12 protein-coding genes are annotated in these 13,419 nt (G+C 44.5%); 8 read left to right on the top strand and 4 right to left on the bottom strand.

Annotation, left to right across the window (positions count from 1 at the left end; translation table 11 throughout):
* Positions 1-15: 15 nt before the first annotated feature.
* Positions 16-1,032, bottom strand: a complete 1,017-nt coding sequence (locus P5674_RS05040; protein ID WP_006618006.1) for an adenosine kinase — start codon at positions 1,030-1,032, stop codon at positions 16-18.
* Between the two features lie 461 nt (positions 1,033-1,493).
* Between P5674_RS05040 and P5674_RS05045 the strand changes: the two genes are divergently transcribed.
* Complete coding sequence (locus P5674_RS05045) at positions 1,494-1,937, top strand: T3SS (YopN, CesT) and YbjN peptide-binding chaperone 1 (RefSeq protein ID WP_006618005.1); 444 nt, start codon at positions 1,494-1,496, stop codon at positions 1,935-1,937.
* A 113-nt stretch (positions 1,938-2,050) separates the two neighbouring features.
* Here the strand turns inward: P5674_RS05045 and P5674_RS05050 are convergent, their stop codons facing one another.
* A complete protein-coding gene (locus P5674_RS05050) occupies positions 2,051-2,857 on the bottom strand; it encodes a COP23 domain-containing protein (protein ID WP_014277521.1) in 807 nt (268 codons plus the stop codon).
* A gap of 139 nt (positions 2,858-2,996) precedes the next feature.
* Between P5674_RS05050 and crtR the strand changes: the two genes are divergently transcribed.
* From crtR to lepA, 4 genes are all read left to right on the top strand, one after another.
* A complete protein-coding gene (crtR, locus tag P5674_RS05055) occupies positions 2,997-3,902 on the top strand; it encodes a beta-carotene hydroxylase (RefSeq protein ID WP_014277520.1) in 906 nt (301 codons plus the stop codon).
* 9 nt (positions 3,903-3,911) lie between these two features.
* On the top strand, positions 3,912-4,505 hold the full coding sequence (gene lepB / locus P5674_RS05060) for a signal peptidase I (RefSeq protein ID WP_315669838.1): 594 nt from the start codon (positions 3,912-3,914) through the stop codon (positions 4,503-4,505).
* 165 nt (positions 4,506-4,670) lie between these two features.
* Complete coding sequence (locus P5674_RS05065; RefSeq protein WP_006618001.1) at positions 4,671-4,994, top strand: DUF1825 family protein; 324 nt, start codon at positions 4,671-4,673, stop codon at positions 4,992-4,994.
* Positions 4,995-5,187: 193 nt separating this feature from the next.
* On the top strand, positions 5,188-7,002 hold the full coding sequence (lepA, locus tag P5674_RS05070; RefSeq protein WP_006622093.1) for a translation elongation factor 4: 1,815 nt from the start codon (positions 5,188-5,190) through the stop codon (positions 7,000-7,002).
* Between the two features lie 46 nt (positions 7,003-7,048).
* Here lepA and P5674_RS05075 read toward each other — a convergent pair whose 3' ends face one another.
* Entirely contained in the window at positions 7,049-8,524 is a 1,476-nt protein-coding gene (locus P5674_RS05075; RefSeq protein WP_315669840.1) for an MBOAT family O-acyltransferase, read from the bottom strand.
* Positions 8,525-8,619: 95 nt separating this feature from the next.
* Positions 8,620-10,350 (bottom strand): family 10 glycosylhydrolase, encoded by a 1,731-nt coding sequence (locus P5674_RS05080; RefSeq protein WP_315669841.1) that lies wholly within the window; start codon positions 10,348-10,350, stop codon positions 8,620-8,622.
* A 241-nt stretch (positions 10,351-10,591) separates the two neighbouring features.
* On the opposite strand from P5674_RS05080, the gene P5674_RS05085 reads away from it, so the two are divergent.
* The 3 genes from P5674_RS05085 to P5674_RS05095 all read left to right on the top strand — a co-directional run bounded on the left by P5674_RS05085 (position 10,592) and on the right by P5674_RS05095 (position 13,101).
* Positions 10,592-11,104: a hypothetical protein gene (locus P5674_RS05085; protein WP_006616475.1), complete on the top strand. Its 513-nt coding sequence runs from the start codon at positions 10,592-10,594 to the stop codon at positions 11,102-11,104.
* A gap of 284 nt (positions 11,105-11,388) precedes the next feature.
* On the top strand, positions 11,389-11,580 hold the full coding sequence (locus P5674_RS05090) for a hypothetical protein (protein ID WP_006616474.1): 192 nt from the start codon (positions 11,389-11,391) through the stop codon (positions 11,578-11,580).
* Positions 11,581-11,643: 63 nt separating this feature from the next.
* Entirely contained in the window at positions 11,644-13,101 is a 1,458-nt protein-coding gene (locus P5674_RS05095) for a recombinase (RefSeq protein WP_315669842.1), read from the top strand.
* Positions 13,102-13,419: the final 318 nt, after the last annotated feature.

Below are 13,419 nucleotides of genomic sequence, written 5' to 3' on the forward strand. Positions count from 1 at the left end.
TTATCAATGATCCAATTAGCGCCCGATGATTTTTTCTAGGTGCGAGCTATAAGATTCTGATAAACGAGGACCCCGGACTTGTACAATTTGAGAACCTAGATAATTCCCCCAGAGAGCTGCTTCCTCAGTAGTTAATCCGTTAGTGATTCCGTAGAGAACACCGCCGGCGAAAGCATCCCCCGCGCCTACAGTATCAATAGGCTTAACCGGAAAACCAGAAACCGGGGTAATGGTTTTATTTTGGACAACTAAACAGCCTTGACCGCCATTAGTAATAAAAATTAGATCCGCTAAGGAAGACATTTGACGCGCACAGGCTTCTAGGTCTGTTTCTTGACAAAACCTCTTGACTTCATCTGCATTACAGAAAATCACATCAGCATATTCTGCTGATAATTGTCGCAGTTCGTCGCCGTGTCGTTCGACTAGGAAGAGGTCAGAGAAGGTGAGAGCGACCTTAACATTATGACTCTTAGCTTGTTGGAGGATATCTAAACAGGCTTGGCGGGGTTCAGGAGCATCCCAGAGATAGCCTTCAATATAAACATATTGGCTGCGGCGCAATTGCTCCCAATCGATATCAGCTTGAGACAGAGCAATAGATACGCCTAAATTAGTGCATAAGGTGCGTTCTGCGTCTGGGGTGGTGAGGACTAAACAGGTTCCTGTGGGTCCCTGTTCTTCTGTGGCTGATTTAACGCCAAACTCAATTCCGGCGGCGGTCATGTCTTGTCTGTAAAACTCGCCGTTGGTGTCGGAACCGACTTTAGCGGCAAAATAACCGGTTCCACCACTTTGAGCGATCGCCATCATGGTATTAGCAGCCGAACCGCCACAGCTTAATTTCAGTGGGCTATTTTCCAGCTCTTGCAATAAAGTACCCTGTTGGTGAGCATCCATCAGAGTCATACCACCACGACCTAGTTGGTGAGTTTTCAGAAAATCATCTTCGACAAAGGCCAGAATATCTAATAGGGCATTTCCTACCCCAAACACATCTAAAGATTTTCCGTCCTGTGCATTTATAACCATTGTATTGCTTTACTATTGATCAAAGTTTAGGAGATTGAGGAAGGGATTTTACCCTGCCGTTCTCAACGCAGGAGTCATTTTTCCAGTTGGCGATAGGCTTGAATGGCAAAAAAGAAAAACCCCACCGAACCTAACACGAGTAACACGGGTTCAATAAGACTGCCTGTAAAAATTTCGCTCATAGCCCGAACCTTAACTTTTTTATCGCACGATTGTGTTTAATATACCACAACCAGACCACTGAAATCCCGGATTTTCCGTAATCCAAAAGGACTTGGGCTGAGTGTTAGTCAAAGTGGCCACTTGTCAGATAGAGATCATGGTTGCCTTGCTGTTGCCTTGTCGGGATATGATTTGTTGGTCGCCATTAATACGCACTAACACTAAAAAAGTTGTGGTGAGGAGATTCTGGCACAACTGTTTGGTAAAACTATGATCAATATACTGAAAGGGAGAAGCCGATGAAATTCGAGAGTGCTATGCAGGAAGCCTGTTATGAGAAAATTACTACTTGGATGAGGGAACTTTACGGTAAATTTCCCTGTGCCAGACAGGATGTGCCGGGACTGGCTCTGTTTATGGGATCAGCGCTGGTAGAGGTGTTTGTTTTTCCGTGGGGAACAGATGAGGCAATTATTAACACTCGTTCCTATGTGGTGACGGGAACAGAACTTACCCCAGACCTGATGCGGTTTCTGTTGCGGGAAAACAGCAATATGCGGTTTGGAGCCTTTGGCATTGATGATAATGGTGATGTTCTGTTCGAGCATACCATCGTGGGTTCAACCTGCGACAAAATAGAACTGGAATCTTCGGTAAATGCGGTGCTAGAAATTGCTGATGATTATGATGACAAAATTGTGGAGCGTTGGGGAGGAATGCGGGCTTTAGATCGGATTCGCTAATATGACGCTGTGGGCTAACGCTCCCCAAACACTCAACTTTCAAAACCTAATGGGTAACTTGTTGGCATCCAGACCGGACCCCAAACCCCCAGATTTTGGGGGTTAAGGGGTTCTTAGCGGAAGAAACGGCGATTCAGGCGATTTCCAGTGCCACCGTCTGCGGGGTCTAGGAAGGGTTTTAACAGAATCCCTTGGGAGCGATTAGACGAACTCCTGGGAATGATGCCTTCGAGTGTACCAAGGGTTGAGCGTTCATTGACCAATGTCACAACGCCCTGGGTACTCTGTCCGCTGTCAGCAATTAACAAATTCTGAAAAATGCGATCGCGCACGACTTCGGCACTTTCGCCAGCCGGAACCGTCAGGACAATCCGACATTGAGGGATATCTTCGGTGGTAGCACAAACAGTGTTGTGGCCATTTTCTACAGCGGTCTGTAAAGCCACCAACCCATCAGGGCGATAGGACTCCAGACGGCTACTAATTTCCTGACAGCGACGTTGAGGAGTCCAACCGCCTCCCATTTCACCAGGAACCGCCCAAGGGAAGCCTTGAGTTGGTTGGCTGACGGGATAATACATGACTGTGTATTGACCGTTGACCACTTCACAGCGGAACCTGGGAATATTGGAGGTTTCTGTTTCTACTTCTACCTGAGGGATGGGAACTGTCTCTTCTTGCTGGGGAGGAATAGAGGTTTGTGTAGGGATTGGTTCTGGGTTTTGGGGAAAATTAATCCGAGGAAGACCGAGTTGGTCGGTAATCTGAGACCAGGAAGGACTAAAATGGCGATCGCCTATGGACAGGGGCCTAGCTGTGGCCGCCCCCTGATTGATTACCAGAGGCATAGCTAAGGATAAGCTGATCACCCCGAAAATGGGGGAAAATTTACGCCAACCAGACTTGAATTGTGTAAACATGGAATTTTTTTCCTCCTTCAGGTAAAGTAGTGATATTTTCTTAGGCAAAGTTGCAACTCATTTTGTTTACAAATATTTACAGTTGCTCAGGACTCGCGTAAAATATTCAGGTGTCAAACTTCAAGGAGTGCAAACGATAATGTCGGAGGGCCAGAAGCTGCTGACGGTTCCGAAAGATTTCCTAGTCCCGGAAGGGGGTTTAAATATAACCCTCCTTATGTTCTTAGGGGCTATTGCGATCGTCATTAGTTCGACTCTAGGTTACTGGTGCTGGCACTGGCCTCATTGGTTCTGTTTTGTGTGTAATGTACTAGCCCTACATCTAGCAGGGACAGTAATTCATGACGCATCCCATAATTCTGCACACCGCGATCGCACCCTGAATGCGATTCTAGGACATGGTAGTGCTTTAATGTTGGGTTTTGCCTTTCCCGTTTTTACCCGGGTCCATATCCAACATCATGCCCATGTTAATGACCCAGACAACGATCCTGATCATTTTGTTTCCACAGGGGGGCCGTTGTGGTTAATTGCGGCCAGATTTTTTTATCACGAGATTTTTTTCTTCCGGCGGCGACTGTGGCGCAAATATGAGTTACTGGAGTGGTTTTTAAGCCGCATGGTAGTGGTGGGAATTGTCGCCCTAGGGGTTCACTATGATTTCTTGGGCTATATTCTCAACTTCTGGTTTACTCCGGCTTTGGTGGTAGGATTGGCTTTGGGGTTATTCTTTGACTATTTGCCCCATCGTCCCTTTCAAGAACGCAATCGCTGGAAAAATGCCAGGGTTTATCCTAGTGCGATCCTCAATATTTTGATTTTGGGACAAAACTACCACTTGATCCATCATCTGTGGCCGTCAATTCCCTGGTATAAGTATAAACCTGCCTACGAAGCGACTAAACCTCTGTTAGATGCGAAAGGGTCTCCCCAAACCTTGGGATTGCTTAATGGTAAGGACTTCTGGAGTTTTATGTATGATATTTTCCTAGGGATTCGTTTTCACCATCACAAATCGCCTAAGTTATCTAAATCAGAGGACTGAATCAATAAGATGAGATCCCAGGACCAAAAACCCGAACCCAAACCCGAAACCAAGCCATTACCCCCTGATGAAACCACTAAAGGGGGTAAGTTTCGCGAAAATTTGGTGATTCTGGCGGTGGCTTTGAGTCTGTCGTTACTAATGCGCATTTTTGTGGCTGAACCCCGTTATATTCCGTCGGATTCAATGTTCCCGACTTTGGAAATTGGCGATCGCTTAGTGGTAGAAAAGGTTTTATATAGATTCAGTCCTCCCAAGTTTGGGGATATTATTGTTTTTACGCCACCTGGACAGTTAAGGGTTCAAGGCTACACCAAAGACCAAGCATTTATCAAGCGTATTATTGGTGAACCAGGTCAACTGGTGGAAATTCGCGGCGGTAAGGTTTATTTAGATAATGATCCGATCGCAGAAGAGTATATCGCGGAACCTCCTGAGTATGATTGGGGACCGAATTTGGTACCTGACCAACAGTATTTTGTCATGGGAGATAACCGCAACGATAGCAATGATTCCCACATCTGGGGATTTTTACCCCAACAGAACATTATTGGTAGGGCGGCTTGGCGTTTTTGGCCTTGGAAACGATTAGGGCCGATCTAAGATAAAATTTGTCTATAAGGATTATAGCCCGAAGTGGTACGGCAATTGCGACCCTTGGGGGGTACAGTAGCCGAGATTTCGGTGTTACAATTGTAGACAAAATATAGGAGCAATTCCTGGGTTAAGGAATCGCGATCGCCTGTTGTATAAAAGATTTAACCAATTATGAGTTTCTTTGAATCTGAGATTGTACAGCAAGAAGCCAAACAGTTATTTGAGGACTATCAGTCTTTAATCCAACTGGGAAGCGATTATGGGAAATTTGACCGAGAGGGCAAAAAACTGTTTATTGAGAATATGGAATCGATGATGGATCGTTACCGTATCTTTATGAAGCGGTTTGAACTGTCTGAGGATTTCATGGCCCAGATGACTATGGAACAGTTAAAAACTCAACTAGGCCAGTTTGGGATTACCCCTGACCAGATGTTCCAACAAATGCACATGACCCTAGAAAAGATGAAATCGGAACTGGAAAAACAACCTTAGATGGTTTATCCAAAAACTTGAGCCTCAGAAAATGCTGTATATGGCATTTTGGGGGCTTATTTTGTCCGCTACAAGGCTATAACCGGATTTTGGTTTGATCAGTTGTGGGTGCGATCGCTACGGTCGCCAATTTTTTGTTAAAATACGTTAAGCACCCATCCTCCCACTGACTGGTTTTAAAAAGTTACCCCTTATGACTAACGTTCCTGTAACTCGGATTCGTAATTTTTCGATTATTGCTCATATTGATCATGGTAAGTCTACCTTAGCCGATCGCCTACTTCAGCAGACCGGGACTGTCGCTGATCGCCAGATGAAGGAACAGTTCCTAGATTCCATGGATATTGAACGGGAACGGGGGATTACCATCAAACTCCAGGCCGCTCGGATGAATTATACAGCCAAAGATGGTCAGGAATATGTTTTGAATCTGATCGATACTCCTGGCCATGTGGACTTTTCCTATGAGGTATCCCGTTCTTTGGCTGCTTGTGAGGGAGCGCTGTTAGTTGTGGATGCTTCCCAAGGGGTGGAAGCGCAAACCTTGGCTAATGTCTATTTAGCTTTGGAGAATGATTTAGAAATTATCCCAGTCCTCAATAAAATTGATTTACCTGGAGCTGAACCTGAACGGGTCGCTGGGGAAATTGAGGAAATTATTGGTTTAGACTGTTCCGATGCGATCCGCGCTTCTGCTAAGGAAGGTATTGGTATTGGGGAGATTTTGGAGTCTATTGTCAAATTAGTTCCGCCTCCCAAGGATACCGTATCCGAGAAACTGCGGGCGTTGATTTTTGATAGCTATTATGACAGTTATCGTGGGGTGATTGTCTATTTTCGGGTCATGGACGGGACGGTTAAAAAAGGCGATCGCATTCGTTTAATGGCATCTGGTAAAGAATACGAAATTGATGAGTTAGGAGTATTAGCCCCCACTCAAACCCCTGTTGATGAATTGCACGCCGGGGAAGTCGGCTATCTGGGTGCGGCGATTAAGGCTGTGGAAGATGCCCGGGTTGGTGATACCATTACTATGGCTAAAAATCAGGCGGATAACCCTCTCCCTGGATACACAGAGGCTAAACCCATGGTATTTTGTGGGTTATTTCCTATTGATGCTGACCAGTTTCCCGACTTACGAGAAGCCCTCGATCGCCTCAAGTTAAATGATGCTTCTTTGTCATACGAACCTGAAACGTCTAGTGCTATGGGGTTTGGTTTCCGGTGTGGTTTCTTGGGGTTACTACACATGGAAATTGTCCAAGAGAGATTGGAACGAGAATATGACCTAAATTTGATTGTCACTTCTCCTTCTGTGGTCTATAGGGTGACCACTAATACTGGGGAAGTGCTGATGATTGATAACCCGAGTAAATTACCCGAACCTAATCACCGCGAGAAAATAGAGGAACCTTATGTGCGGGTAGAAATGATTACCCCAGAGACTTTTGTGGGTACTTTGATGGAATTAGCCCAAGGTCGGCGGGGTGATTTTCTGGATATGAAATATCTGACTATGGGGCGGACAACTTTGGTTTATGAGGTTCCTTTGGCTGAGGTGGTGACGGACTTTTTTGATCAAATGAAATCGCGATCGCGGGGATATGCCAGTATGGAATATCATTTTGTCGGCTACCGTGAGAATCCTTTGGTTAAGCTGGATATTATGATTAATAAGGATACTGTAGACTCCCTGGCGATGATTGTTCATCGGGATAAAGCCTATAATGTCGGACGGGGAATGGCGGAAAAACTCAAAGAGTTGATTCCTCGCCATCAGTTTAAGGTCCCTATTCAAGCGGCGATCGGTTCTAAGGTGATCGCTAGTGAACATATACCAGCTTTGCGTAAGGACGTTTTAGCTAAGTGTTATGGCGGTGATATTAGCCGTAAAAAGAAATTACTCCAGAAGCAGGCTAAGGGTAAAAAACGGATGAAGGCTTTGGGGTCGGTGGATGTTCCCCAAGAGGCTTTTATGGCGGTTTTAAAACTTAATCAAGATTCCTAATTTCTGGCGATGTGGTTGGGGTATCACTGGGGGGGAGTCCTGGGGCTTAAAAGTCAAAATAAATGTAGGGTAAACCACCTTCTGGGGCTAATAATAAGACCGCGAAAAAGCACAGGGGAACTAAAATTAACTTAATCGGCCAGTTGAGTTGTACTTTTAAACCCCGTCGAAATGCGGTGGCGATCGCCATGGCTATGATTACCCCAACTAGAATCCTGACTAAATCAATTCTTTCAACTCCTAGAGCCTCCACATAAACTAGGTGGGCAAATTGAATGTCGGCGCGGGTGCCCCAAAGGTTTTGCACTACCCAAAATGAATCCTTTAAGTCAGGAAGTCTGAAGAAAATCCAAGTCCAAAAAACCATTAATTGGGTGATAAACCAACTGATAATTATACCTGGAAAAGTTAGCCAAATCCACTCTATTGATAACTGTTTAGATAGGGTGTCTGTCAGTCGGTGAATGACTAAAGCTACCCCGTGTAATACCCCCCATAAAATAAACCCCCAGGCTGCGCCGTGCCAAATTCCCGCAATTAACATGACAATTAGTAAGTTGAGACAGGTGCGCGTGAGTCCCACCCTTGACCCTCCTAGGGGAAAATATAGATAATTTCGCAGCCAGTCCCCTAGGGTGATATGCCATCGTCGCCAAAAATCGGCGATACTGGTGGTAAAATAGGGAGCATCAAAGTTTTCTGGTAAGTTTAATCCTAGTAGTAATCCTGTACCTCTGGCTAGGTCTACATAGCCGGTAAAATCTAAATAAAGCTGTAAACCATAAGCCACTGTAGCCAGCCATAAGTCGCCACTTCCAGCCCGTTGTAAGTTTTCAAAACTTAGGTCTACGAAAATACCAATGCGATCGGCAAAAATTCCTTTTTTGACTGCGCCCATAGCCAGCAACCATAAACCATCTGTGATTTTTTCTGGTGTGGGAAATTGCAGGGTTTGGAATTGATTTTTGAGATGATGATAGCGGGTAATTGGGCCGGCAATGAATTTGGGGAATAAGAATTTATAGCTGGTAAATTCTAGTAAAGAATTGGTGGGGGGTGCGCCTCTATATACATCTATTAAATAGGCGATTATTTCAAAGCAGAAAAAACTCAATCCTAAAGGTGGTACAATATAGGAACTTACCCAAACCGCTGCATCTTGAATCTGATTATTATTGAAGATGCCGCCAATGATATTGAGCAGAAAAGGAATATATTTAAAGCCTAGTAATAGTAGGAGGTTGATGGTAATTCCAATCCACAATAAAATCAGGCGGCGACGGTTGAAGGAACTATTGGCAATTTGCCAGTCTTCTAAAGGCTCACCGATAGAGAGGGCTAAACCAAAGTTAAAGAAAATGCACAGTAAAAGCAGGGGGATATATTGAATTTGTAGGGAGGCATAAAATATTAAACTGGCTGCTAATAGTATGATTAATCTGCCTGTGCGCCAGGGTATTAGCCAATAAATCAGGAATATAAGAAACAGGAATATCGCGTAATCGGTGGAGATAAAAGTCATAGATATGGCAGTGGGAATAGGAAAGGCGGGTTATCTGGTAAGGGTCAACGGTGACCAATTCAGTTAATTAACCCGCCTCTTGATGAAGTTAGAAATTAACTGACATTAACGATCGCCTCTGAACTTTCGTTAGCCATGCGATCGACCGCTCGCAGGGCGTAGGTTCCTGGTGAGACACTGACGGCTGTGGTATTGCGATCGATGACACGCACCAACTGCCAACCATTGGTAAACTGCTGGTATAAAGCCCAAGACCGGATATCATTATCAGGAGATGGATTCCAGGAAATCATCCCCGAAGCAGCTTGTAAACCCGTTGGGGGTTGTGGTGGTTCATTATCTAGCCAAGGCATAGACGGCGGCAGGGCGGGAGTTGGGTAAACAGATGATTTAAACACCTCATTAACGCCACTTTGATTATCCCGAAACATCTTCATACTAAAAAAGATATTTCCCAGGGAAAGTTGATTAGCTTTTTGGCGAGAAATTTGGACTTGTCGCTGAAACTCAGATACAGGCCAACCATTAGCCAATTGACTGAGAAAGTTGCCCGTATAAATATGGCGTTGGAAGGGGTTATTTCGTACCCACCAATCCAATAACACCGGATAACTCTGTTGTGGGGGGTCAATGCGCCAATAGAGTTGGGGAGAGAGATAATCTAACCATCCCCTATCCATCCATAATTTGACATCAGCAAAAATCGCCTCATATTGATCCATACCCACAATTCCGGGAGCCTTTCCAGGGCGATAAATACCAAAGGGACTAATCCCAAATTTGACATAGGGCTTAACTTCCTTAATCCCCTGATATAGGCGGAATATCATCTGATTGACATTATTTCGCCGCCAGTCAGCCAGGGAGAGATTACCCCCAGCCGCTCGATAGGCGTTGTAGGTTTGTCCGTCCGGGAAAGCAATTCCGGGTTTGGGATAGGGGTAAAAATAATCATCCAGGTGAACCGCATCTATGTCGTAGCGCCGGACAACATCCATAATCACGTTATAGGTGCGGTCTTGTACTTCTTTCGCACCAGGGTCCATCCAAATTAGGTCGCCGTAGCGGTAGGCGTATTGGGGATAAACCGCGGCCATGTGATTGGGTGCAAAAGGACCCCTTTCTGAACCCATGCGGGCGCGATAGGGATTAAACCAGGCGTGGAGTTCAATATTGCGCTTGTGGGATTCTTCAACGGCAAATTGTAGGGGGTCATAGAAGGGATTAGGGGCTTGCCCTTGTCTTCCCGTCAGCCAGGTACTCCAGGGTTCAATTTGGGACTGATAGAAAGCATCGCCAGTGGGGCGAATTTGCAAGACTAGGGCGTTAAGGTTTAATTCCTGCATCCGGTTAAGGATAGCTAGGAGTTCAGATTTTTGTTGGGCTACCGATAGATTGGAAGCTGAGGGCCAGTCAATATTAACTACCGAGGCGACCCATACTCCCCTAAATTCCCGTTGATGGCTGGGTTGATTGGCTTGGGGGCTGTTGCTGGCGGTTTCAAAAGGGTTTGGTAGGGGAATTTGGCTGAGTTCAAAATCCGGCCCTACCTGGGTTGGGGTGGGTGGCGGTTGTGGGGGGTTGGTAATGGCGGAAATTATGCGATCGCCTGCTGCGGCACAATAGGCGTGGGTTTGGCTAAGGACGAATCCGAGAATCAGCCCACATACCCAAATGCCGATTTTTCTCTGGAGGCTAGTGATGGGTTTAACCGTGATAGATTCCCGGTAGCCCCTAAATTTGGCGAGGCGGCGCGAGTCGTTGTTGGATGTCATAGATGGATCTTGAGCAGATAATTTGGTGATGATTTTGGTTAGGATAAACAATTTATCAGATTTGGCCTTATAGTGGCTACTGGCTATGGTAATGCGATCGTTAGGAATCCTGAATAAATAGATATCCGGGACAATAGTTTGGTTCCAGTAATAATATCAGTTGATATCTGAGGTAAAATTTGCTAGAGTTCCGAGATACCTCTGGCAAAAGTCTCAGGAATTTGGAATCCTAGGGCAATAGCCTGTAGGATGGCTCGGCAAACCACTAGGTGATTTTGAGGAGATGAGTTTAATGAAGTCTAAACTGTTAGGTGGGCTGTGTGTGCTGATTACAGCATTCATGCCTGTCAAAGCCTTAGCCCAAATTGGAGTTCCCACAACTCCATCAGATTTTGATATCAGATACCAGCGACCAGATCCGCAAACAGGCAGAGTTACTCCCCCCAGATACTACAGCTTGCCCGATTTGTCTTATCCTCTGAGGACTCTCCCGGCTGCTTTCCGCTATCCGATTATGTATGAATTAGGAGTTAACCGCAACATCAGAAGTGATGCAGTGATCACCGATGAAGTATTTATTCCTAATCTCCCACCAATTCCTGCCGGCATTACCCTAGATAATATTCCCCGCGTCCGCGCTGAATATACCCGCCGGGTTGAGGAATGGGGCGAACGGGTTCAGGAATGTAAGAGACTTGATCCCCTGATCATTAAAACTGATACAGGAAACCCAGTGTTAATTAATCAACGTTCTGCTGGCAGAATTCTTCTGAACGCTAACAATATTTCTGTTTGTCCCAGATAACAGCATCAGAGATTATCGGTTGTTGCTCAGATATTGTTGCTAATCCCCTCTTGGTATCAAGATGGGGATTATTTGTATTTGGGGCCGAAAATAGATCCAAATTATGCCACCTATGGCGACTGGAAATATTTTGAGCCATAATTGAATGATAATCGTGTTTGCGCGTGATTTTTAAGGGTCCGAAAATTTGAGAATTCATGAAACTATGACTCCTAGTTAGTCCCTATAAGTGGCACAGGCAACTGCGGAGTCTGCCCAAAAGTCCTATGTCAACTTAATCCATTATGATATTCTCCAATCAAATCCAGGTTTTATCTGCTGCTTATTCGTCTCATCGAGTTAAACGTCAGTTAACCGGACCCCTGATGACCCCGGATAGTCCATTATTGGCTTTGTTTGAAGCCGGCTTAGATGGGATGGTGATAGCAGATAACTTGGGATATTACCTGGATGCTAATTGCATAGGTAGCCTATAACCCCTATTCTACCGTTACTTAGGTGTTACTCAAAACCATAGCAGGATAACAAGTGAGTAAAAAATGAGTAACGCTACTGATACCCCTACAGTAGGGGGAAAGGGTAACTATGATGAGAGTTACGCTAGATTCTTGAAAGCCTATCAAGACTTTAAAGGGGAATGTCCCAAAGGAGTGACACTCAAACTACAAAAGTCCGGGGCTAGGTACAATCTACTATTGCAGTTTAAGCAACCATCTACCGGGAAACGGCTACCCAAAACGGCTAACCTTGAATGTACTCCAGAAGGGGTTATTGATGGAGTCAAGAAAGCTAAACTGGTATCAGAAGCCCTAGGGACTATCACTAGCGCTAGTGAATTTTGGGATTGGTACGATAAAACCATCCTAGGGAAAAATCAGATTGAGAATAATCTGATAACCTACCGGGACATCTTTAAACAAATTGAGGATGAGTATTTTGCGGGGTACAACCGCAACACAGGAAGGAAACGTTCCCGCGATATCGCTAGCGACTTAGCATCTTACGAGTCTACTAAAGGGACATATTTCAAGTTGTTTCCTAATTGGGATGAATATCCTAGCTGGGAGAGTTTCAAGGCTATGCTATATATTCCCTTGCAGAATGGAGAACAATTAGTAGGCTCCAAAACCTTCAAGGAACGTTACTACATCTTAAAAGCCATAGCTGAGAAATCACCTAACAAAGAACACTTGCTTAAACAGCTTGAGCCTATTAACGCCAAACAAACACAATTCAGAAAGAAACAACGGATAGCTGTTGATGTATTTAAGGATTGGTGGTTTAAAACCAAACAAGAAGCCTATACTATTAAAAATCACCAACATCAATCATCTCGACATAACTGGTTATGGGTGACTGGTATGGCGGTAATGTACGGGTTAAGACCTACTGAGATAGCCGCCGCCGTTAATCTAACTAAGCCATTTGTAACGGATGATGGTATCACTATCAAAGCACTGTCAGACCCCGATAATCAGGATAATTACTTGGTGCTAGGTGACTATGTTTACTTTACTGACGCAGAAGGTCGGAAAGTGAGTATTAAAACAGGGGGAAGGATTGTTGCTCCAGTTCCCAGCCCTGAAATGTTTGAGTTTCTGGAATTGAAAAAACCTTTATTGCCTCAATATACCCCTAGAAAAGGCAGTAAACCCAAAAGCATAGTTAGAGGCTTTGACGTAATGTTTAGTCAAAAAATTTCCTCTATGAAATGCCCGGTAACCCAGAAATATGCTTTTCGTAGACTGTACAACCTGTTAGGTGAAAAGTATGGACTACCTATCGAGTTACGAGCTAGACTTATGGGTCATAGCACAATCGTTAATGAAGGTAAATATAAAACAGAAGGCATTGACGCTACGTTAGAAGTTCTCAAAGGATGCTCTAAGTTACCTATACCATTGGATGTAGCCATAGAACGGTTAACAGCGTTAGGGGTTGATATTGATAGCTCTGAAGCTAAATTATTCCTTGGAGTTATCTATCAGATAGATTAATCTAATCGTCAACCTTTCATAAATTAACACCCCTAGATTAAACCCCTAGGGGTTATTTTATGGCTACAGATTGATGGATCCTGCTATGGTTTTGAGTAACACCTAAGTAACGGTAGAATAGGGGTTATAGGCTACCTATGCAATTAGCATCTGTCAAAGTGTGTTAACTATAAACCCTTATCCTGACAGCGATAGCGGTTATTACTCAACCCGATAGTCGTACCTAATTACTCAGATATTACTCACAATCTAGTCCTAGCACAGGAAAATAATTCTGTCAATAGGTTGATTACTCAGTCAATAAGCACAACTTAATCA

Source organism: Limnospira sp. PMC 289.06 (genome assembly GCF_032350395.1).
Classification (GTDB): domain Bacteria; phylum Cyanobacteriota; class Cyanobacteriia; order Cyanobacteriales; family Microcoleaceae; genus Limnospira; species Limnospira platensis.